We start from the raw sequence: 22050 nt of genomic DNA on the forward strand, positions 1-22050 counted from the left end.
ATCGCTGAACGCGGGGTATCATCAACGAATTCTTAGTAATACCGACAAAATGGCAGAGAAACGCAATATCTTTCTGGTTGGGCCGATGGGTGCCGGCAAAAGCACTATTGGTCGTCAGTTAGCTCAGCAACTCAATATGGAATTTTTCGATTCCGATCAGGAAATTGAGCGACGTACCGGAGCGGATGTGGGCTGGGTATTTGACGTCGAGGGCGAAGCTGGATTTCGTGACCGCGAAGAAAAAATCATTAACGAGCTGACCGAAAAGCAGGGCATTGTCCTGGCGACCGGCGGCGGTTCCGTCAAATCTCGGGAAACACGCAATCGTCTCTCCGCCCGTGGTGTCGTGGTGTATCTTGAAACCACCATCGAGAAACAGCTGGCACGCACGCAACGCGATAAAAAGCGTCCGCTGCTGCAGGTTGATTCGCCGCCGCGTGAAGTGCTTGAAGCGCTGGCGGGCGAGCGCAACCCGCTCTATGAAGAGATCGCGGATGTCACCATTCGTACTGACGATCAAAGTGCGAAAGTGGTGGCCAACCAGATTATCCACATGTTGGAAAAAAACTGATCTAACGCCGCAAGGCTCAGTAACAGGTATCGAGCATCATGGAGAAGATCACCGTCTCACTGGGAGAGCGTAGCTATCCCATCACCATTGCCGCCGGACTGTTCAAGGATCCGGCTTCTTTTTGGCCGCTGAAAGCGGGCGATAATGCAATGCTGGTCACCAACCAGACGCTGGAGCCGCTCTATCTTGATAAGCTCTCGGCGCTGCTGACGGCCGCAGGCGTCAAAGTGGACCAGGTGATTCTACCCGACGGCGAGCAGTACAAAACGCTGGCCGTGATGGATGACGTCTTTACCGCGTTGCTACAAAAGCCGCACGGCCGCGACACCACGCTTATCGCGCTGGGCGGCGGCGTGATCGGCGATCTTACCGGCTTTGCGGCCGCCAGCTATCAGCGCGGCGTGCGCTTTATTCAGGTGCCCACCACGCTGCTGTCGCAGGTCGATTCTTCGGTCGGCGGCAAAACGGCCGTTAACCACCCGTTAGGCAAAAACATGATCGGCGCCTTTTACCAGCCTGCCTCGGTGGTGATCGATACCGACTGTCTGCGCACGCTGCCGCCGCGCGAGCTCGCTTCAGGCCTGGCGGAAGTGATCAAATACGGCATTATTCTGGACGGCGAGTTCTTTAGCTGGCTGGAGCAAAATCTCGATGCGCTGCTGGCGCTGGATGAACAGGCGACCGCCTGGTGCATTCGCCGCTGCTGCGAGCTTAAGGCGGACGTGGTGGCGGCCGACGAACATGAACACGGCCAGCGCGCGCTGCTGAATCTGGGCCATACCTTCGGCCACGCTATTGAAGCGCATATGGGCTACGGCAACTGGCTGCACGGCGAAGCCGTCGCGGCGGGCATGGTCATGGCGGCGCGCACGGCGCAGCGTCTCGGCCAGTTCAGCGAGGCCGATACGCAGCGGATTATCGCGCTGCTGCAGCGCGCGGGCTTGCCCGTGCACGGCCCGGAAAGCATGAAGGCGGAAGCCTATCTGCCGCATATGCTGCGCGACAAAAAGGTGCTGGCAGGCGAGCTGCGGCTGGTGCTGCCGCTGGCGTTAGGCCGCTCCGAAGTGCGCGGCGGCGTGGCGCATGATATGGTGCTGGCTGCGATTAACGACTGTCAAAAACCCTGAATATAAGCAGTTAAGTGGTGACGCGGCGCGCGGGGTGCGCATGGCCGAATGCCGCTTTACGGAGGAGGCAAAATGGATGAGTTTAAACCGGAAGACGAGTTAAAACCTGACGCCAGCGACCGCCGTCCCTCGCGCCCGCGTAAGACGGCTTCCGCCCCTAAAGTGCCGGTTTCGCGCCAGCATATGATGATGGGCATCGGCATTCTGGTGCTGCTGCTGTTGGTGCTCGGCATTGGATCGGCGCTGAAAGGCCCGGACGAGAGCAAACCGGCGGCAGGCAAAGACGCGGCTAACGCGCCGGCATCCAGCGGCAGCGGCGGCGAAAAGAGCATCGATCTTTCCGGCTCGACGCCGATGAGCGGCGGCCAGACGGCGCCGACGGAAGGCGCGGCCGCAAACAGCGCGCCGGCCGACGGCACCACGCCGCGCGACGTCTCTATGCCGCCGGTCTCCTCTACGCCGACTCAGGCGGCGCCGGTTGAAGCGCCCGCCAGCCAGCAGCGCGTTACCCTGCCTGGCGATCTCAACAGCGCGCTGAGCAATCAGCAGCAGCAGGTCGATAGCGCCGCACAGGGCGGCAGTTCGCTGCCGACCGCGCCTGCAACCGTCAGCGGCAACGCTGGAAACGGCAGCATTAGCGCGCCTGCGGCGACGCGTCCGACCACGCAGCGTCCCGCTGCGCAGACGCATGCGTCACGCGAACCGGCACATAAATCTTCGACCGCCAGCCGTCCGGCAGCCAGCGAAAGCCGCACCCATACCACGCCAGCGCGCCCTGCTCTTAACGGCGCGACAGGCGGCAGCAGCACGGCAGCCAGCAGCGCGACCGGCAACGGCGCGGCAGCGAAATCGGTGCCAGGCGGCAACTACACGCTGCAGCTGAGCGGCGCCTCGCGCGCAGAGAGCCTGAACGCCTGGGCGAAGAAACAGAATCTCAGCGGCTATCATGTCTATAAAACCACCCGCAACGGCCAGCCGTGGTACGTGCTGGTGAGCGGCTCTTACGCCACCTCGGCGGATGCCCGACGCGCCGTGGCCTCGCTGCCCGCGGAAGTTCGCGCGCAGAATCCCTGGGTGAAGCCTGTAAGTCAGGTTAAGAAAGAAGCCAGCCAGTAAACTATGTGGGGCCGGTTAAGCCGGCCCCGTTGATAAGCGCCGTTCTGCTGTCGGTCCGCCACAGCTCCACAATAAGATGTATAACCACGACAGCATGAAGAAAAATCGCGCTTTCCTGAAATGGGCAGGAGGCAAATATCCCCTGATGGAGGATATCCGTCGCCATCTGCCGCAAGGCGACTGCCTGATTGAGCCTTTTGTCGGCGCGGGGTCGGTGTTTCTCAACACCGACTATGAGCGCTACCATCTGGCGGATATCAACAGCGACCTGATCAATCTCTACAACATCGTTAAGCACCGCAGCGCGGCATTTATCGAGGATGCGCGTCGACTTTTCTCGCCGGAAGGCAATACGTCGGAATGCTACTACCAGCGCCGCATCGCCTTTAACGCCAGCCGCGACGCCTACGAACGCGCGCTGCTGTTTCTCTATCTTAACCGTCACGGCTACAACGGCTTGTGCCGCTACAATCTGCGCGGCGAGTTCAACGTGCCCTTCGGCCGCTACCGCAAACCCTACTTTCCAGAAGCGGAACTGCTGTGGTTCGCTGAGCGCGCGCAAAAGGCGACCTTTGTCTGCGAATCGTACGATGTTACCCTGACCAATGCGCAGGTGGGTTCAGTGGTCTATTGCGATCCGCCCTACGCGCCGCTGTCGGCGACGGCCAATTTTACGGCCTACCACACCAACAGCTTTAGTATGCGCGAGCAGCAGCATCTGGCGGAGCTGGCGTCGCGGCTGGCGCTCGAGAGCCGCATACCGGTTCTGATCTCTAATCACGACACCGCTCTGACGCGTCTCTGGTATCAGGATGCAGTATTACACGTGGTGAAAGCGCGGCGTTCTATCAGCCGAAGCATAACGGGTCGCACACAGGTCGACGAACTGCTGGCACTTTACTGCTAGTCTGTTTCGTCCGCGACCAGGCATTACGTCAGCCGCAAGGCTGGCGCACAACATTGGGAGAATCGGATGAAACAATATTTGCTGGCCCCTTCAATCCTGTCGGCGGACTTTGCCCGCCTGGGTGAAGATACCGCAAAAGCGTTAGCCGCCGGCGGCGACGTGGTGCATTTCGACGTGATGGACAATCACTACGTTCCCAATCTGACGATGGGGCCGATGGTGCTGAAAGCGCTGCGCGACTACGGCATTACCGCGCCGATTGACGTGCATCTGATGGTTAAGCCGGTCGATGCGCTGATCCCGGACTTCGCCAAAGCAGGCGCCAGCTATATCACTTTTCATCCCGAAGCGAGCGAACACGTCGACCGTACGCTGCAGCTGATCAAAGAGCACGGCTGCAAAGCGGGCCTGGTGTTTAATCCGGCGACGCCGCTGAGCTATCTCGATTATGTGATGGATAAGCTCGACGTGATCCTGATTATGTCGGTCAATCCAGGCTTCGGCGGCCAGTCCTTTATTCCCGGCACGCTGGATAAACTGCGCGAAGCGCGCAGACTCATCGATCACGGCGGCTACAACATTCGTCTGGAAGTGGACGGCGGCGTCAAAATCGATAACATCGCGCAGATCGCCGCCGCCGGTGCCGATATGTTCGTCGCCGGTTCGGCGATTTTCGGCCATCCCGACTACAAGAAAGTGATTGATGAAATGCGTCACGAACTGGAGAAGGTTAATGGCTCATTTCACTGATATTCGCGCGCTGGCGTTCGACCTCGACGGAACGCTGGTGCACAGCGCACCCGGCCTGTCGCAGGCGATCGACCTGGCGCTGGCGGACTTGCAGCTGCCGCCGGCGGGCGTTGAGCGCGCCTCAACCTGGATCGGCAACGGCGCGGACGTAATGATGTCGCGCGCGCTGACCTGGGCGCTGGGCCGCGAGCCGCAGCCCGACGAGCAGCGCGACGCGCGCGCCCTGTTCGACAAACACTACGCCGCGACGGTAGATGCGGGCAGCACGCTGTTTCCACAGGTGAAAGAGACGCTGCTGGCGCTGCATGCCAAAGGGCTGCCGCTGGCGATCGTCACCAATAAGCCGACGCCGTTCGTCGCGCCGCTGCTGGCCTCCCTCGGTATCGCCGGGGCGTTTACGCTGATCATCGGCGGCGATGACGTCATCGTAAAAAAACCGCATCCGGCCGCGATTTTTCTGGTGCTGGGCCGCTTCGGCGTGCTGCCGAATCAACTGCTGTTCGTCGGCGATTCACGCAACGATATTCAGGCGGCGCAGGCCGCTGGCGTGCCGAACGTCGCCATGACCTATGGCTACAACTACGGCGAGCCGATCGCCGACAGCAAGCCTGACCTGACCCTCGACTCTTTTGATGAACTTTTGCCCCTTCTCGGGCTGCACTAATCAGGACACAAGTATGAGCAAACCCATTGTTTTCAGCGGCGCACAGCCGTCCGGCGAACTTACCATTGGCAACTATATGGGTGCGCTGCGTCAGTGGGTGCAGATGCAGGACGATTTCCACTGCATTTACTGCATCGTCGATCTGCACGCTATCACCGTTCGTCAGGATCCGGCGGCGCTGCGCAAGGCGACGCTGGATACGCTGGCGCTCTATCTCGCCTGCGGCATCGATCCCAGCAAGAGCACCATCTTTGTGCAGTCGCACGTGCCGGAACACGCTCAGCTGAGCTGGGTGCTGAACTGTTACGCCTATTTCGGCGAGCTGAGCCGCATGACGCAGTTCAAAGATAAGTCGGCGCGCTATGAAGAGAACATTAACGCGGGCCTGTTCGATTATCCGGTGCTGATGGCGGCGGATATTCTGCTCTACCAGACCAATCAGGTGCCGGTAGGTGAAGATCAGAAGCAGCACCTTGAGCTGAGCCGCGATATCGCGCAGCGCTTTAACGCGCTCTACGGCGATATTTTCCGCGTGCCTGAGCCGTTTATTCCGAAATCGGGCGCGCGCGTGATGTCGCTGCTGGAGCCGACGCGCAAGATGTCCAAATCGGACGATAACCGCAATAACGTTATCGGCCTGCTGGAAGATCCGAAATCGGTGGTGAAGAAGATCAAGCGCGCCGTGACCGACTCCGAAGAGCCGCCGGTAGTGCGTTACGACGTCAAAGAGAAAGCGGGCGTCTCGAACCTGCTGGATATCCTCTCTGGCGTTACCGGCAAAACCATCGCCGAGCTGGAAGCGGAGTTCGAAGGCAAGATGTATGGCCACCTGAAAGGGGCGGTGGCGGATGCGGTATCGGGCATGCTCACCGAACTGCAGGAGCGCTATAACCGCTATCGCAACGACGAAGCCTTCCTCGAGCAGGTGATGCGCGACGGCGCGCAGAAAGCGCGTGAGCGCGCGCAGGAGACGCTGAAGAAGGTATATGAAGCGATCGGCTTTGTCGCCGCGCCATAATTTGATTAAAAAGTAAAAGGCGGAAGCCATCCCGCTTTTTTCAGGCAGCAGTAAAGTTAGCAAGCGGGTGAGGTGGGCCGAAGAGCAAAGCGTCCTGCGCCAGGGATGGCGCAGGCCGAGCTGGCAAGGACGCCGTTTTTGCGTCTTTGCGATCGGACCACCTCATCCGCGTTGGCACCTTATTTCAGTCAACTCAAACGTTTTTTAAATTCGTTTCCGAGGCCAGCCTAAAACCAGCGCAGGCGATCGCGCAGCGACACCACGCTGCCGATAATAATCAGCGACGGGCTCTCTACCTGCTGCGCCAGCTCGCTGAGCCGATCCAGCGTGCCGGTCACCACGCGCTGCCGCGTGCTGGTGCCGTTCTCAATCAGCGCCGCCGGCATATCCCCGCGCATGCCGTGACGCATCAGCTGCTGCTGAATATGCGGCGCCTGCGACAACCCCATATAGAACACCAGCGTCTGCTGTTCGGCGGCCAGCTTCTCCCACTCCAGCGCATTCTTCTGCTGCAGATGGCCGGTGACCAGCCGCACGCTCTGGGCATGATCGCGATGCGTCAGCGGAATGCCGCTGTAGGCCGAGCAGCCCGACGCCGCCGTGACGCCCGGCACCACGCTGAACGGAATATGATGCTCTGTCAGCGCCTCCAGCTCCTCGCCGCCGCGGCCGAAAATAAAGGGATCGCCGCCTTTTAGTCGCACGACGCGCCTGCCGCGCTGCGCCTGCTCCAGCAGCAGCTGATTAATCTGCTCCTGCGGCACGCAGTGGTGTCCGGCGCGCTTGCCGACGAAAATGCGCTCCGCGTCGCGGCGCACCAGATTAAGGATCTCCTCGGAGACCAGCCGGTCATAGACAATGACGTCCGCCTGCTGGATCTGCTGCAGCCCTTTCAGCGTCAGCAGCCCGGCGTCGCCCGGCCCGGCGCCTACCAGCGTCACCTCGCCCTGAGCGGGCCGCGCGTCGCTGAACAGCTCGTCGACCAGCTGCTCCGCGCGCGCGCCGTCGCCGTTGGCCAACGTCTGCGCCAGCCGATCGCTGGTGAAAAAGCGCTCCCAGAAAAAGCGTCGCTGCGCCATCGAGGCGAAACGCTGTTTAACGCGCGCGCGTAGCGTGCCTGCCAGCGACGCCAGCTGGCCGAGATGCTGTGGCAGCATCGCCTCGATTTTTTCGCGCAGCAGGCGGGCCAGCACCGGCGCGCGGCCGCCGGAAGAGACCGCGACCATCAGCGGCGAACGATCGATAATCGACGGCATAATGGCGCTGGCCTGCTCCGGCGCGTCCACCAGATTACAGAAGATACGGCGCGCTTCGGCGGCCTGCGCCACCTGTTGATTCACCGCATCGTCATCGGTGGCGGCGACCACCAGCCAGCACTTATCCAGCCAGGCGTCGTCGAACGCGCCCGAAATCAGCGCCAGCTCGCCGCGGTCGGCCCACTGCTGGAAAGCAGGGGAAAAGTGCAGCGCGCCGACATGCAGATCGGCGCCGGCGGCCAGCAGCAGGCGCGCTTTGCGCTCGGCGACGTCGCCGCCGCCCACCAGCAAACAGCGTTTGCCCTGCAGGCGACAAAAAAGGGGAAAGTAGTCCATGGCGCATCCTGAAAGCGAGAAGAGGGGGCAGACCGCCGACGCGCGGGGCGTCGGCGGCGTAGCATAGCATCAGGGCGAGGAGGAGATCAGGCGCAAACCTCGACCTTGCCCGCGTTGACGCGAACGGGATAAGCGGCGACAGAGCGCGACGCATCCTCCATACAGCAGCCGTCGCTGAGGCGAAAACGCTGTTTCTTTAGCGGGCTGGCCACCCAGAGGCAGCCTTCATGCTCGGCAATAATGCCGCGCGACAGCACGCTGGCCTGGGCGAAAGGATCGATATTGCTGATGGCGAACAGCTCGCTATCGTCGCGCGGCCGGAAAATGGCGATCTGCTGGTTATTCACCAGCGCGCATACGCCGGTAGCGGGCAGGATTTGCTGCAGATCGCAGACGGGCGTCCACTGGCTCATACTTCGCTCTCCTCAATCAGGGTGACGGCGATGCGCTCTTCCGGCCGCGCCGGACGATGCTGACTGCGTTCAGCCACCATCTGCACGTTGGGGTCGCGCAGCGGCGCGTTGATGAAGTGGGCGAAGCGCGCCTGCTGCGTGGGATCGTCCACCGCCTCTTTCCACTCGCAGCGCACGCGGGCGCGCAGTTCGCTTAGCTCCGCCTCCAGCTTACTGTTGATGCCCAGCTTGTCGTCGACGATCACGCTGCGCAGGTAGTCGATGCCGCCTTCCAGACTCTCCAGCCACAGCGAGGTGCGCTGCAGCCGATCGCCGGTGCGGATGTAGAACATCATAAAGCGGTCAAGGTAGGCGATCAGCGTATCGCTATCGAGGTCGGCCGCCAGCAGATCGGCGTGGCGCGGCTTCATGCCGCCGTTGCCGCAGACGTAGAGGTTCCAGCCTTTTTCCGTGGCGATGATGCCGACGTCTTTGCCCTGTGCCTCGGCGCATTCGCGCGTGCAGCCCGAGACGCCGAACTTCATTTTGTGCGGCGTGCGGATGCCTTTGTAGCGATTCTCCAGCGCGATGCCGAAGCCGAGGCTGTCGCCGACGCCGTAGCGGCACCAGGCGCTGCCGACGCAGGTTTTCGCCATGCGCAGCGCTTTGGCATAGGCCTGGCCGGTTTCAAAGCCCGCGGCGATAAGCTGCGACCAGATAGCGGGCAGATCGTCTTTCTGCGCGCCGAACAGGCCGATGCGCTGCGAGCCGGTGATTTTGGTGTAGAGATTGTAGCGTTCGGCGACCTCGCCAATTACCTTCAGACCCTGCGGCGTGATTTCGCCGCCGGGCGAGCGCGGGATCACGGAGTAAGTGCCGTCTTTCTGGATATTGCCGAGGAAGAGATCGTTGCTGTCCTGCAGCGGCGTATGCTGCGGCGCCAGCACGAAGTCGTTCCAGCACGACGCCAGCAGCGACGCCACCGTGGGTTTGCAGACTTCGCAGCCGTAGCCGGTGCCGTATTTCGCCAGCAGCGCGTCGAAGGTTTTAATCTCCTCGACGCGGATCAGGTGATAAAGCTCCTGACGCGAGTAGGGGAAGTGAGCGCAGAGATGATTGTTGACCTCGATGCCCTGACGGCTCAGCTCGGCGTTCAGCACCTGCGTCACCAGCGGAATGCAGCCGCCGCAGCCGGTGCCGGCGCGGGTTTCGCTCTTCAGCGCGGCGACGGTATGGCAGCCGCCCTGGACCGCTTTGATGATGTCGCCTTTGCTGACGTCGAAGCAGGAGCAAATCTGCGCGCTATCCGGCAGCGAATCGACCCCCATTACCGGCTTTTCGCCGCTGCCCGCAGGCAGGATCAGCCCTTCTGGATTTTCAGGCAGCGGGATGGCGTTGAGCACCAGCTGCAGCAGATTGCCGTAGTCGCTGGTATCGCCGACCAGCACCGCGCCGAGCAGGGTTTTGCCATCTTCGCTGACGATCAGGCGTTTGTAGACCGAACGGCTCTCATCCAGCCAGACGTAGCTGCGCGCGCCCGGCGTACGGCCGCGCGCGTCGCCGATGCCGCCGACGTCCACGCCGAGCAGCTTGAGTTTGGCGCTCATGTCGGCGCCCTGGAAGGCGCTGTCGCGGCCGGTTAAGGCGTCGCTCGCCACCTGCGCCATTTTATAGCCGGGCGCCACCAGGCCGAAGACGCGGTCCTGCCAGGCGGCGCACTCGCCGATGGCGTAGATCGCCGGATCGCTGGTGCGGCAGCGGTCGTCCACGGCGATGCCGCCACGCTGGCCGAGCGCCAGGCCGCACTGTTTCGCCAGCTTGTCCTGCGGACGAATGCCGGTGGAGAAGACGATAAAGTCCACATCGAGCGCGCTGCCGTCGGCGAACTCCAGCGTTTTGCCGCCCGCGGCGTGGTGCACGATCTGGCGGGTATTTTTGCTGGTGTGCACCAGCACGCCCATCTCTTCGATTTTACGACGCAGCTGCTCGCCGCCCTGGACGTCGAGCTGCTCCGCCATCAGCACCGGCGCGAACTCGATTACGTGGGTTTCCACGCCCAGGTTTTTCAGCGCGCCAGCGGCTTCCAGGCCGAGCAGGCCGCCGCCGATTACCGCGCCGCGTTTGCTGCGGCGCGCGCAGGCTTCAATAGCGTTGAGATCTTCGATGGTGCGATAGACGAAGCAGTCGGCGGCTTCCGCGCCTTTGATCGGCGGGATCCAGGGGTAAGAGCCAGTGGCGAAAATCAGCGTGTCGTAGCTCACCGCGCGGCCGGTATTGGAGTGGATCAGCTTCTCTTCGCGGTTGATGGTGATGGCGCGCTCGCCCAGCAGCAGGTTGACCTGATGTTTTTCATAGTAGCCTTCGCGAACCAGAGAGAGTTCTTCGGCGGTATGGTGAGAGAAGTAGGCGGAAAGGTGAACGCGGTCATAGGCGACGCGGGGCTCTTCACAGAAGACGGTTAATGCAAACTGGCCGGGTTCGGCTTTGTCGATCAGCTCCTCAATAAAGCGATGCCCAACCATGCCGTTACCGATAACGACGACATTGTGCTTGCTCATGCTTGCCTCAAAATTGCGGGAATTGAGGCTACAATAGCGCGCCGTTTTTAGCTCATATTGATATACATCAAGCGCCTCCCTGTATACCTATTTTGAGGTATATCGCTGTTTCTGAAGCACTTTTTGTAAGTTATTCGATTTACTGAAAAAAAGAGCTGGATCACATTTCAGGGCGGGGAAAGAAGAGGGCGGCCTGCGCCGCCCTGTTTCATCAGTGCATCACGTGGCCGTGCTGGCGGTGTCGGGTGACAAAGCCCAGCAGCACGCACATCACGAACACCACGGCGTAGAGGCCGTTCGCCGTCAGCAGCGCGGCATGGACGCCGCCTTGCTTCACGATCGGGCTGGTCACCACGAAGGTTAGCATGGTGCCGACCGTGCCGCAGGTGAGAATAAAGTTCACCAGCTTCGGCGAGGAGACTTTGGTCTGCAGCGAGCCGAGCGTAATGATGGTGGTGTAGATAGCGCTGGAGCTGAAGCCCAGGATCATAATCACCCAGCGCAGCATGCTGGCGTCTGTGGTGCTGACGAACCAGTACATCAGCAGCGTCGCCAGACCGGCCAGCACCATCAGGATGCGTTGCAGATCGAAGAAGCGCAGCAGGAAGCTGAAGACCCACATGCCGACCATATAGGCGGTCCAGAAGTTGCCGACCAGCTGGCCCGCGCTGGCGATATCCATGCCCATGGTTTTGGTGGCGTACTCCGGCACCCAGGAGATAAAGCCGAGCTGGCCGAGGATGTAGCAGAGCGCGGCCACGGCGAGAAACAGCACGCCGACGCCCCATTTCTCTTTCTCCACCGTCGGGCTGTTTTCCGGCTTGCGCAGCACCGGAAACTCAACGCACAGCGTCAGAACGAAAATGGCGACGTAGATAATCCCGATGCAGACGTAGACCCAGTACCACGGCAGCGCGCGCGCCAGCAGGATACCGGCCAGCACTGGAAACAGCGTGCCGGCCATGCTGAAGAAGGAGTCGGTGAACAGCAGGCGCGAACCGCGCTGACGGCCTTCATACAGATGGGTAATCAGGAAGGTGCCGATCGACATAGTGATGCCGCTGACGACGCCCAGCACAAACATGCAGAGCGAGAAGACGGAGAGATCGCGGCTGGTCATCAGGCCCAGCACTGCCAGCACCATCAGAATAAAGCCGAAAATCAGCTGGCGCTTCAGCGGCACGATAACCATCAGCCAGGCGTTCAGGAACACCGAGACCAGAATGCCGGCGTTCAGGAAGGTAAAGGTATTTCCCATGCTCTCAATCGGCAGCTGGAAATCCTTCGCGATGTCGCCCATGACCATGCCGGTGACGATCACCAGCGCGCCGGTCAGCGCGTACGAGAAAAAGCTTATCCAGGTAAGCCCGATACGATTACGATTTGTCATGTTTTGAACCTGTGGAAAACAGAGAGGGCGGCGTAAAACTGTCAGAAAGTGTAAACGGAACTGTGATCTTAATAAATAAAGACTGAAAATCAGTTTTCATATTTCATTCATAATGTGATTTATGTCACGAAAACGTTTGCGCGGTCGATTCTGCTGGCTTGAGCAACCCGTGCGTAAATAACGGTAAAACGCTGGCTCTTGTATTTTATGCTCTTTACAATCAGTGTCGTTAAAAGCTGCTCTCCAAGGTAAGGACTCATTCATGCTTAAACGTACTCTTACAGCGGCGGTCGCCCTGTTTGCGCTCTCCTCCGTTTCCGCCTCGGCGCTGGCTGCCAAAGGCGATACGCACGTCCTGTTCACCACGTCCGCCGGTAATATCGAACTCGAACTGAATAATCAAAAAGCGCCGGTTTCGGTGAAAAACTTCGTCGACTACGTTAACAGCGGTTTTTACAACAACACGATTTTTCATCGCGTGATCCCGGGCTTTATGGTGCAGGGCGGCGGTTTTACCGCTGACATGCAGCAGAAACAGACCAACGCGCCGATCAAGAACGAGGCGGACAACGGTCTGCGCAACCTGCGCGGCACCATCTCTATGGCGCGCACCGCCGATAAAGACAGCGCCACCAGCCAGTTCTTTCTTAATGTCGCCGATAACGCCTTCCTTGACCACGGCCAGCGCGACTTCGGCTATGCGGTTTTTGGTAAAATTGTGAAAGGAATGGACGTGGCCGATAAAATCGCCCAGGTCCCGACTAAAGATGTCGGACCTTATCAAAATGTGCCGGTAAAACCGGTAGTTATCCTTTCCGCCAAAGTCCTGCCCTGACCTATAGCGCCGCCATTCTCTGGCGGCCTCGCCTTGTCCGCCTCCGGCAAAGGAAAAAATTGCTCCTATACTCAGCTTCGAGAGTGTGGACAACCCTGAGCAGGAGGCGGCATGGCAAACAAACTCACCGAGAAACAGAAAAATACGCTCTGGCAGCAGCGACGCGTCGCCAGCTATCAGGCCAGCTGTCGGCTGGACGGCTTAACCCTGGCGGAGCCTGCCAGCGCTTACGAACAGGCTGACGCGGCCGAAGCGCGACTCGATTCGTTGAGGAGGCAGTATGGTGCCGAATAGCAGCGTTGCCCGCGATCCCTATCTGTGGCAGAACGACGATGTGCTGAAAAACCGTCTGGATATCCACGACGCCGCCCAGCTGCGCAAGGCGGAACTGGCGTTCAGCGCCGCGCGCCTCGCCACCCTGGAGCTGGGGCCAGCCACCATCGGTCTGCCTTTCCTGCGCCATATTCACCGCACGCTGTTCCAGGATGTCTACGCCTGGGCGGGCGAGCTGCGCACCATTGATATCTGGCGCGACGACACGCCGTTTTGCCACTTCGAGTACATCGAAAAAGAGGGCAATACGCTGATGGACGCGCTGGAAGAGGAAGAGGGACTGCGCAATCTGGAAGAGGCGGATTTCGCGGCGCGCATCGCGCACTACTACTGCGAAATCGCGATGCTGCATCCGTTCCGCGCAGGCAACGGGCGCGCCCAGCGCATCTTCTTCGAGCAGCTGGCGCTGCATGCCGGCTATTTTCTCGACTGGCAAAAGGTCGAGCCCGCGCAGTGGCGCGACGCTACTCAGGCGGGGGCGGATGGCGATCTGGCGCCGCTGGAGGCGGTGTTTGCCCGCGTCGTGAGTCGCGCCAGCCTGTAAAACGCGTAGAATAGCGGCGGTTTTCTCAGTCAGGACGGACTATGCTGCTGCTAATCGACAACTATGACTCCTTTACCTGGAATCTTTATCAGTACTTCTGCGAGCTTGGCGCGCAGGTACGCGTAGTACGCAACGACGCCATCACGCTGGAAGAGATGGCGGCGCTGCCGCTGTCGCATCTGGTGATTTCGCCGGGGCCCTGTACGCCCGACGAGTCAGGCATTTCGATGGCGGCGATCCGCCACTTTGCCGGACGCATTCCGGTGCTCGGCGTCTGCCTGGGTCACCAGGCGATCGCCCAGGCTTTCGGCGCGAAGATAGTGCGCGCCCGCCAGGCGATGCACGGTAAAACCTCCGCTATCGCCCACAACCAGCGCGGCGTGTTCCGCAACCTCAATCATCCCCTGACCGTTACGCGCTACCACTCTCTGATCGTGGCGTGGGACTCACTGCCCGACGCGTTCGAGATCACCGCCTGGAGCCTGAAAGAGGGCGAGCCGGATGAGATCATGGGCTTTCGCCACCGGGAAATAGCGCTGGAAGGGGTGCAGTTTCATCCGGAAAGCATTCTGAGCGAGCAGGGGCATCAGCTGCTGCGTAATTTTCTTGAAACCTGAAGTTATGTTTGCCTTCGGTTGATTTATTATGCATATTTTATGACTATTATTTCACTGTGGCTCAATAAATAATCAAAGGTGGTCGTCGATGGCAGCGGAGAAAATTGCGGTAACGCGGGAAACGTTCGATAACGTCATTTTGCCTGTTTATGCACCTGCGCAGTTCGTGCCGGTCAAAGGCAAGGGCAGCCGCGTCTGGGATCAGCAGGGCAAAGAGTATATCGACTTCTCCGGCGGCATCGCCGTCACGGCGCTGGGCCACTGTCATCCGGCGCTGGTCGAGGCGCTGAAAACTCAGGGCGAAACCCTGTGGCATCTGAGCAACGTCTTTACCAACGAGCCAGCGCTGCGCCTTGCCAGCAAGCTCATCGCCGCTACCTTCGCCGATCGCGTCTTCTTCGCTAACTCCGGCGCGGAAGCGAACGAGGCCGCTTTCAAGCTGGCGCGCTACTACGCCTGCCAGCGCCACAGCCCGTTCAAAAGCAAAATCATCGCCTTCCACAACGCGTTTCACGGCCGCACACTGTTTACCGTTTCCGTTGGCGGACAGCCGAAATACTCCGACGGCTTCGGGCCGAAACCGGCGGATATCGTGCACGTTCCCTTTAACGATCTCGAGGCGGTAAAAGCGGTTATCGACGACCATACCTGCGCCATCGTGGTCGAGCCGATTCAGGGCGAGGGCGGCGTGATGCCCGCGACGCCAGAGTTTATGCAGGGGCTGCGCGCACTGTGCGATAAGCATCAGGCGCTGCTGGTGCTGGACGAGGTGCAGAGCGGCATGGGACGCAGCGGCAAACTGTTCGCCTATGAGCACTACGGCGTGACGCCGGATATTCTCACTACCGCCAAAGCGCTGGGCGGCGGCTTCCCGGTCAGCGCCATGCTGACCACTCATGAAATCGCTTCAACTATGTCGCCGGGCGTACACGGCACCACCTATGGCGGCAATCCGCTCGCCTGCGCGGTCGCGGAAGCGGCGCTGGACGTGATTAATACGCCGGAGGTGCTGGAAGGCGTTCAGGCGCGTCGCGAGCAGTTCGTCGCGGCGCTGAAGGCGCTCGACGCGAAGCGGGATCTCTTCTCGGAAATCCGCGGCAAAGGACTGCTGATCGGCGCGGCGCTGAAGCCGCAGCACGCCGGTAAGGCGCGCGACATCCTTAACGCCGCAGCGGCGGAAGGGCTGATGGTGTTAGTGGCGGGCACCGACGTGATCCGTTTTGCGCCGTCGCTGGTGATTGAGCCCACCGATATCGAAGAGGGCATGGCGCGTTTCGCCCGTGCGGTAGAACGCGCGCTGACTGCCTGACTATCCTTTCCGCAAATGCCTGATTAGCCAGCGGCCATGGTGCGGCCGCTGGCTCCACGCCAGCGACGATATGGTGTGCATCACGTTAAGATGCTCCAGAATACGCTTCACATGCTGCTCCAGAATCGTCGTCGGCCCTTCATCCAGATTCTCTACGCCCGCCATCACGTTAGTTTGCGAGCCCGGCCCGTCATACTCCAGCCGCTGCTGGCAGCGCTGCAGCGCAACTTCGCACGACTGCAGATAGCGCTGCGCCAGATCCGGCGTCAGCATGGTGTGCTCGCGGGCGAGGATGGTCATGGCGTTAATATGCTCGACGATAAACTGGCTGTGCGTGACCCACAGGCGCATATCTTTCAGATACTGGGCGTTGAAGCCCGGCTCCTGCATCGCCTGATTGAGCGAGTTGAAGAGCGCGTTGTGCGCCTGATTGACCTGCATGCGCTGATAGGCCAGCTTCTTCGCCTCCTGCTCCGGCCCCAGCAGCAGCCGCAGCGCATCCTGATAGGTTTCCAGCGCGTCGTGGGCGTTTTGACGCAGCAGCCCGCTCTGCCACTGCGGCCACAGCCACAGCATGCCGCCGAAGGCGATCAGGCAGCCCATTAACGTGTCCATCAGGCGCGGCAGTAAAAACTGCGCGCCGTTCAGCGACAGCAGCTGCAGCGAGTAGACCGCCGTCACGGTAAAGCCGATCATCGACCAGCCGTAATATTTACGCGTCACCAGATAGCTCACCAGCGTCACCACCAGCATAAACAGCAGCACCAGCGATTCCGGCACCGCGAAGCGCAGCGAGGCGGCGGCGATCGCCAGGCCGACGAAGGTGCCCAGCGCCCGGTGCTGGATGCGCACCCGCGTGGCGCTGTAGCCGTTCTGGCTGACGAACATAATGGTCATCAGGATCCAGTAGGGCTTGGGAATATCGAACAGCATCGCCAGCGCGCTGCCGAACATCAGCATCACGGCGAAGCGCGCCGCGGTGCGCAGCGCGGCGGACTTTAGCGACAGATAGCTGCGCAGCGCGGGCAGCAGCGGCAGGCGGCGCTGGCGATCGGTCATCAGGTCGCGCTGGTAGAGCGGTTTTTGCGTGCGCAGTACGCGCGCGATGCGGCTGAAGTGGTAGTAGCAGAAGTGGCCCACCGGATTATCGGGATGCTGACGGGCGATCTTCTCCAGCGCGCCGAGCGGCTTCTCCATATCGAAACGACTCGGCAACTGATGGTAAAGAATGGCGTCGGCCAGCGCGCGCAGCCGCGCCGAGATGATTTTGGCGTTCCAGCGGATCACCGCTTCCGCATGGCTGCGCTCCACCAGCTTCTGCACCTCTTCCGGCTGATGCAGGCTGACGGAGATATGCTCCTGCAGGTCGAGCGCCACCTGAAACGCGCGCGTCAGCCGCTTGTGGCTGTTGTCGCGGCTGGCGGAGAGCATATGCATCTGCTGATAGCAGGTGTTGATCAGATCGACCGCTTTCTGCTGACGCGCCAGCAGCGGCGGCAGCGCCTTTTCCGGGTCGGTAAGCTGGGTCAGCAGGGTATATTTCGCGTCGCAGTAGTCCGCCAGCTCGCGGTAGATCAGGCTCAGGGTTTCGCGCATCGGCTGCTCTTTCCACAGCCAGAACCAGAACCAGTTGAAGAGTCCGTACCAGAGCGTGCCGCCGATATAGAGCAGCGGCGGCACATAGATCGGCATGCGGCCGATCAGGCTCAGGGTAAAGATGGCCGCCACCAGCGTGCCGGAGAGCAGGCGGCCGTGCAGCGGGCTGATTTCGCCGGTGACGCCCAGCAGCAGCGGCAGGGCGAAGAGCACGGCAGGCAGCGGCACCCCTTTCAGGGTTAATAGCTGGATCAGAAAGCTGCCGAGCGCGAACAGCGAGCCGCCGACGATGAGACGTTTGAAGAAGCGCTTATGGGGCGTATCCAGACCCGCGACGTTGCAGCAGGCGGGAACCAGAGAGAAGAGCAGGCCTTTTTGCAGATCGCCGAACAGCCAGCCGAGCGCCACCGGAATGCAGAGCACCAGCGTCTGCCGCAGGGCATAGTTAACTTCGGGGTGATAGATGATTCGACGCCACATCACTTCACTAAAAGCAGTAACGGCGTGACGGTGACATCACGCCGTGAGTGAGAGGAAATCAGCGGGTGCCGTAAACGACAATGGTTTTGCCGTGTGCGGAAATCAGATTCTGGTCTTCCAACATTTTCAAAATGCGGCCCACGGTTTCGCGCGAGCAACCAACGATTTGGCCAATTTCCTGACGAGTAATTTTGATTTGCATGCCGTCGGGATGCGTCATGGCGTCTGGCTGCTTCGCCAGGTTAAGCAGGGTTTGTGCAATACGTCCGGTCACGTCGAGGAAAGCTAAATTGCCCACTTTTTCCGATGTAACCTGCAGACGGCGCGCCATCTGCGAAGAGAGACGCATTAAAATATCCGGATTCACCTGGATAAGCTGACGGAATTTCTTGTAGGAAATTTCCGCTACTTCGCACGCGGTTTTCGCGCGTACCCAGGCGCTGCGCTCCTGACCTTCTTCAAACAGGCCAAGCTCGCCGATAAAATCACCCTGATTCAGGTAAGAGAGGATCATCTCTTTGCCCTCTTCATCTTTGATCAGCACCGCCACGGAACCTTTCACGATGTAGTAGAGGGTTTCAGCCTTCTCACCCTGATGAATCAGCGTACTTTTGGATGGATATTTGTGAATATGGCAATGGGACAGGAACCATTCGAGTGTAGGGTCTGTTTGCGGTTTGCCGAGAACCATTCGCTATTATCCTCTGTTGTAATCGTGCCCAAAACGCGGGGGGATTAATCCCTGCCAGGCGATGAAAGCTTCAAGCGTTTCCCCTAAAGGAGATTATTCGGGCCTTATTTTGCGCCAGGCGCTTGATGTGTCCCGTCTTCGTCCCTAACAGAACGAACTATTTTCAGCACTGTTTGTAGCACAGCTTTTGCCGACTGTCTTCTGTTGTCTCGCTTCAGCAAAGGGGGGATTACTCTGGATTGCTGTTTGCCAGGTGAACGCGTACTCTGGCGGCAAACAGGCTATTCTCGAGGTGGAAACATGCAGGCAAGAGTGAAGTGGGTCGAAAGATTAACCTTTCTCGGCGAGTCGGCGTCGGGACATCAGATCCTGATGGACGGTAACTCCGGTGATAAAGCGCCCAGTCCAATGGAGATGGTGCTGATGGCCGCGGGCGGCTGTAGCGCCATCGACGTGGTCTCTATTTTGCAAAAAGGCCGCAACGATGTGGTGGACTGCGAGGTGAAACTGACCTCGGAGCGTCGCGAAGAGGCGCCGCGCCTGTTTACCCATATCAATCTGCATTTTGTGGTGACCGGCAAGGCGCTGAGCGATAAAGCGGTGGCGCGCGCGGTGGATCTCTCGGCGGAGAAATACTGTTCGGTGGCGTTAATGCTGGGCAAAGGCGTAGAGATGACCCACAGCTATGAAGTGGTCGCGCTGTAAAAAAGCGCACCCGCGCCTGACCAGTCCTGGTCAGGCGATCTGTTTGCCTTCCATCAGCCGCTGCACCAGCGGCGCCATAATCAGCTCCATCGCCAGCCCCATCTTGCCGCCCGGCACCACCAGCGTATTGATATGCGAAATAAATGAGCCCTGCAGCATCGCCAGCAGATAGGGAAAGTCGATATGCTCCAGCCCGCGAAAGTGAATTACCACGAAGCTCTCGTCCAGCGACGGAATTTCGCGCGCGGCGAACGGGTTCGAGGTATCGACGGTCGGGACGCGCTGGAAGTTAATGTGGGTGCGTGAAAACTGCGGCGTAATGAAGTTGATGTAATCCTCCATTGAGCGCACCACCGAGTCCATCACCGCCTCGCGCGAGTGGCCGCGCTCGCCGGTGTCGCGCACCAGCTTCTGGATCCACTCCAGGTTGACGATCGGCACCACGCCCACCAGCAGATCGACTTTTTCCGCCACGTTATGCTGCTGCGTGACGACGCCGCCGTGCAGCCCTTCGTAAAACAGCACGTCGGTATTCTCCGGCAGCGGCTGCCACGGCGTAAACGTGCCCGGCACCTGGTTCCAGGGCACCGCTTCGTCGTAGGTGTGCAGATATTTGCGCGACTGGCCTTTGCCCGCATTGCCGTAGTCGATAAAGGTCTGCTCCAGCAGGCCGAAGTCGTTGGCTTCCGGGCCGAAATAGCTAACGTGGCGCCCTAAATCGCGCGCCTTGCGGATAGCCATATCCATTTCCGGCCGCGTATAGCGGTGGAAGCTGTCGCCCTCCAGCTCGGCGGCGTGCAGATTGAGCTGCTGGAAAATTTTACGAAACGCCAGGCTGGTGGTGGTGGTGCCGGCGCCGCTGGAGCCGGTTACCGCAATAATCGGGTGTCGTGCTGACATGGAAAAGCTCCCTGTGAAGTCGGGCGATGAGCATTGTTAACACGAAAAGCGCCTCGACGCATCAGCCGCGGAATTCGCTGCGCGGCATGATATTGATGGTTTCATGCAGTTCCGACCAGACCAGCACCACGTCGCCGCGCTCCAGCTGGCGGCGCACGTCGGCCACCTTTTGCGCCAGGCTGCGCTCCTGCTCGCCATAGTCGGTGCCTTCACGCAGCACAAAGGCTTCGATCAAGTTGGTAAGGGTGTCGGGATCGAGCTGTTGCCAGGGAATAATCATGATGAGAGCCACTGTGTAAGCCACTGCGGCACACGCTGCTCGAGCCACATCTGCGGTTGACGCAGCGTGCCGCCGACAAAGCCAACGTGTCCGCCATGTGGCGTGAGTTGATAGGTGGTACTGGCTGAGAGCCGATCCGGCTGCGGGATCACCTCGTCAGTCATAAAAGGATCGTCTTTCGCGTGAATGATCAGCAAGGGCTTACGCACATTTTTCAGCAGCGGCATGGCGCTGGCGCGACGGTAGTAGTCGCCCGCATCAAGAAAGCCGTGGGCGCGGGCGGTAATGGCGTCGTCGAAGTCGCGCAGGCGACGCAGCGCCATGAGCTGCGGCAGATCCACCGGCAGCGTCCCCGGCCAGGCGCGGAGCTTGCGCTCGGCGTTCTTTTTCAGCTGGTCGAGCAGATAGCGCTGATAGAAGCGCGAAAAGCCCTGTTCCAGCTTCAGGCTGCACGGCTCCAGCAGCAGCGGCGCCGAGACGATCACGCCGGCGTCGAGCGGCGCGGCGTCGCCCAGTCTGCCAAGCAGGCAGCCCAGCATATTGCCGCCGAGCGAGACGCCGACCGCAGCGGTCGGCACATCGCCCCAGCGCGTTTTCAGCCAGCGCAGAAAAAAGGCGGCGTCTTCGGTTTCGCCGGAGTGATAGATGCGATGCAGGCGATTCGGCTCGCCGCCGCAGCCGCGAAAGTGCATCACCACGCCAAGCCAGCCCTGACGCTGGCAGGCGTGCATCAGCCCGTGAGCGTAAGGACTGTGGAAGTTGCCCTCCAGACCGTGAAACAGCACCACGCGCGGCTTATGGCTCGCCTGCTGCGGGTCTTCGCTCCAGGCGAGATCGACGAAGTCGCCGTCCGGCAGGTCGAGGCGCTGCCAGTGCGGACGCAGCAGCAGGCGACGGCGCACCAGACGCGGCAGCACCGTCTGCAGATGCGGATTGCGCAGGGCGCGCGGCGGCATAAAGCTCGCCGCTGCGTCAGGAGTAAAATTCATGTCGCCAGCACTTGTCGGATCCATATCACACTGTTAGCTTCGTTAGGCTTGTTGCGAATCTGGGGGTAAGGAGCACCCGTTCATGGAACTGAGCCTGTTTTTCTCAATGTTAGGTTTTCTCTGGGTCGCTGCTATCACGCCAGGCCCTAATAATATGTTACTCACCGCGTCCGGCGCCAATTTCGGCTTCTGGCGCACGGTGCCGCTCATGATCGGCATTATGATCGGCATGCAGCTGATGCTGCTAATGGTGGCGTTCGGCGTCGGCAGCCTGATCCTACTCTATCCCGCGCTGCACCTCTTTCTGAAGATTGCCGGTAGTCTCTATCTGCTCTGGCTGGCGTGGAAAATCGCCACCGCCGCCTATGAAGAGCTGGAAACCGGCGACGCGCCGCCGAAACCGATGCCGTTCTGGCAGGGCGGCCTGCTGCAGCTGATCAATCCGAAGGCCTGGCTGATGGCGCTGGGCGCGATCGCCAGCTTCAGCCTTGCCGGCTCCGCCTATCTGCATTCGGTGACGGCCATCAGCTTCGGCATGTTCCTGGTTAACCTGGTGGCGGGCATTATCTGGATCGGCTTCGGCGCGATGATCGGCCGCATTCTGCGCAGCCGCCGCGCCTGGACCCTTTTTAACCTGACGATGGGGCTGCTGACCGCCGCCTGCGTGCTGCTGATCTGGCGCTGAG

Annotated in this window: 23 protein-coding genes; 14 read left to right on the forward strand and 9 right to left on the reverse strand. The window is 60.4% G+C overall.

Annotated features, from left to right (window positions below):
• Nucleotides 1-49: 49 nt before the first annotated feature.
• The 7 genes from aroK (at nt 50) to trpS (ending at nt 6153) form a co-directional block, all read left to right on the forward strand.
• Nucleotides 50-571 (forward strand): shikimate kinase AroK, encoded by a 522-nt coding sequence (gene aroK / locus PVE98_RS01295; protein WP_033753090.1) that lies wholly within the window; start codon nt 50-52, stop codon nt 569-571.
• A 38-nt stretch (nt 572-609) separates the two neighbouring features.
• Entirely contained in the window at nt 610-1698 is a 1089-nt protein-coding gene (gene aroB, locus PVE98_RS01300; RefSeq protein WP_033753088.1) for a 3-dehydroquinate synthase, read from the forward strand.
• Nucleotides 1699-1770: 72 nt separating this feature from the next.
• Nucleotides 1771-2814: an SPOR domain-containing protein gene (locus tag PVE98_RS01305; protein ID WP_033753086.1), complete on the forward strand. Its 1044-nt coding sequence runs from the start codon at nt 1771-1773 to the stop codon at nt 2812-2814.
• Between the two features lie 94 nt (nt 2815-2908).
• Nucleotides 2909-3721 carry an adenine-specific DNA-methyltransferase gene (gene dam / locus PVE98_RS01310; RefSeq protein WP_096073849.1) on the forward strand — a complete coding sequence of 271 codons (813 nt, stop codon included), beginning with the start codon at nt 2909-2911 and terminating at the stop codon, nt 3719-3721.
• A 66-nt stretch (nt 3722-3787) separates the two neighbouring features.
• Nucleotides 3788-4471 (forward strand): ribulose-phosphate 3-epimerase, encoded by a 684-nt coding sequence (rpe, locus tag PVE98_RS01315; RefSeq protein ID WP_096072165.1) that lies wholly within the window; start codon nt 3788-3790, stop codon nt 4469-4471.
• A complete protein-coding gene (locus PVE98_RS01320; RefSeq protein ID WP_096072164.1) occupies nt 4455-5135 on the forward strand; it encodes a phosphoglycolate phosphatase in 681 nt (226 codons plus the stop codon). Before rpe ends, PVE98_RS01320 begins: the two co-directional genes overlap by 17 nt.
• Nucleotides 5136-5148: 13 nt before the next feature.
• The gene (trpS, locus tag PVE98_RS01325; RefSeq protein WP_033753076.1) at nt 5149-6153 is read left to right on the forward strand and encodes a tryptophan--tRNA ligase; all 1005 of its coding nucleotides are present in this window, start codon (nt 5149-5151) and stop codon (nt 6151-6153) included.
• Nucleotides 6154-6380: 227 nt separating this feature from the next.
• Here the strand turns inward: trpS and cysG are convergent, their stop codons facing one another.
• From cysG to tsgA, 4 genes are all read right to left on the reverse strand, one after another.
• Nucleotides 6381-7745: a siroheme synthase CysG gene (gene cysG / locus PVE98_RS01330; protein ID WP_096072163.1), complete on the reverse strand. Its 1365-nt coding sequence runs from the start codon at nt 7743-7745 to the stop codon at nt 6381-6383.
• An 86-nt stretch (nt 7746-7831) separates the two neighbouring features.
• A complete protein-coding gene (nirD, locus tag PVE98_RS01335; protein ID WP_033753071.1) occupies nt 7832-8158 on the reverse strand; it encodes a nitrite reductase small subunit NirD in 327 nt (108 codons plus the stop codon).
• Nucleotides 8155-10695, reverse strand: a complete 2541-nt coding sequence (gene nirB, locus PVE98_RS01340; protein WP_333620621.1) for a nitrite reductase large subunit NirB — start codon at nt 10693-10695, stop codon at nt 8155-8157. Before nirB ends, nirD begins: the two co-directional genes overlap by 4 nt.
• A 211-nt stretch (nt 10696-10906) precedes the next feature.
• On the reverse strand, nt 10907-12085 hold the full coding sequence (tsgA, locus tag PVE98_RS01345; protein WP_048781618.1) for an MFS transporter TsgA: 1179 nt from the start codon (nt 12083-12085) through the stop codon (nt 10907-10909).
• A gap of 262 nt (nt 12086-12347) precedes the next feature.
• On the opposite strand from tsgA, the gene ppiA reads away from it, so the two are divergent.
• The 5 genes from ppiA to PVE98_RS01370 all read left to right on the forward strand — a co-directional run bounded on the left by ppiA (nt 12348) and on the right by PVE98_RS01370 (nt 15723).
• The gene (gene ppiA / locus PVE98_RS01350) at nt 12348-12920 is read left to right on the forward strand and encodes a peptidylprolyl isomerase A (RefSeq protein ID WP_048781616.1); all 573 of its coding nucleotides are present in this window, start codon (nt 12348-12350) and stop codon (nt 12918-12920) included.
• Nucleotides 12921-13031: 111 nt separating this feature from the next.
• The gene (locus PVE98_RS01355; protein WP_033753059.1) at nt 13032-13214 is read left to right on the forward strand and encodes a YhfG family protein; all 183 of its coding nucleotides are present in this window, start codon (nt 13032-13034) and stop codon (nt 13212-13214) included.
• The gene (locus PVE98_RS01360; RefSeq protein WP_033753055.1) at nt 13201-13797 is read left to right on the forward strand and encodes a putative adenosine monophosphate-protein transferase Fic; all 597 of its coding nucleotides are present in this window, start codon (nt 13201-13203) and stop codon (nt 13795-13797) included. The genes PVE98_RS01355 and PVE98_RS01360 overlap by 14 nt, the downstream gene beginning before the upstream one ends.
• Nucleotides 13798-13838: 41 nt before the next feature.
• On the forward strand, nt 13839-14414 hold the full coding sequence (locus tag PVE98_RS01365) for an aminodeoxychorismate synthase component II (RefSeq protein ID WP_033753053.1): 576 nt from the start codon (nt 13839-13841) through the stop codon (nt 14412-14414).
• Nucleotides 14415-14502: 88 nt separating this feature from the next.
• On the forward strand, nt 14503-15723 hold the full coding sequence (locus PVE98_RS01370; protein WP_096072161.1) for an aspartate aminotransferase family protein: 1221 nt from the start codon (nt 14503-14505) through the stop codon (nt 15721-15723).
• On the opposite strand, the gene PVE98_RS01375 is transcribed toward PVE98_RS01370, so the two are convergent.
• Both PVE98_RS01375 and crp read right to left on the reverse strand, forming a co-directional pair.
• Entirely contained in the window at nt 15724-17799 is a 2076-nt protein-coding gene (locus PVE98_RS01375; protein ID WP_033753048.1) for a YccS/YhfK family putative transporter, read from the reverse strand.
• 58 nt (nt 17800-17857) lie between these two features.
• Nucleotides 17858-18490 (reverse strand): cAMP-activated global transcriptional regulator CRP, encoded by a 633-nt coding sequence (gene crp, locus PVE98_RS01380; protein ID WP_000242758.1) that lies wholly within the window; start codon nt 18488-18490, stop codon nt 17858-17860.
• Nucleotides 18491-18790: 300 nt separating this feature from the next.
• Between crp and PVE98_RS01385 the strand changes: the two genes are divergently transcribed.
• Nucleotides 18791-19195, forward strand: a complete 405-nt coding sequence (locus PVE98_RS01385; protein ID WP_096072160.1) for an OsmC family protein — start codon at nt 18791-18793, stop codon at nt 19193-19195.
• 30 nt (nt 19196-19225) lie between these two features.
• Here PVE98_RS01385 and PVE98_RS01390 read toward each other — a convergent pair whose 3' ends face one another.
• The 3 genes from PVE98_RS01390 to PVE98_RS01400 all read right to left on the reverse strand — a co-directional run bounded on the left by PVE98_RS01390 (nt 19226) and on the right by PVE98_RS01400 (nt 21388).
• Nucleotides 19226-20095, reverse strand: coding sequence for a phosphoribulokinase (locus PVE98_RS01390; RefSeq protein WP_033753039.1), 870 nt, complete (start codon nt 20093-20095; stop codon nt 19226-19228).
• 61 nt (nt 20096-20156) lie between these two features.
• A complete protein-coding gene (locus tag PVE98_RS01395; RefSeq protein WP_033753035.1) occupies nt 20157-20375 on the reverse strand; it encodes a YheU family protein in 219 nt (72 codons plus the stop codon).
• Entirely contained in the window at nt 20372-21388 is a 1017-nt protein-coding gene (locus PVE98_RS01400; protein WP_033753032.1) for a hydrolase, read from the reverse strand. The genes PVE98_RS01395 and PVE98_RS01400 overlap by 4 nt, the downstream gene beginning before the upstream one ends.
• A gap of 58 nt (nt 21389-21446) precedes the next feature.
• Between PVE98_RS01400 and PVE98_RS01405 the strand changes: the two genes are divergently transcribed.
• Nucleotides 21447-22049 (forward strand): LysE family translocator, encoded by a 603-nt coding sequence (locus PVE98_RS01405; protein WP_096072159.1) that lies wholly within the window; start codon nt 21447-21449, stop codon nt 22047-22049.
• The last annotated feature ends 1 nt before the right edge of the window (nt 22050 follow it).

It is taken from the genome of Pantoea sp. GABEPS69 (genome assembly GCF_045780835.1).
Classification (GTDB): Bacteria; Pseudomonadota; Gammaproteobacteria; order Enterobacterales; family Enterobacteriaceae; genus Pantoea; species Pantoea septica.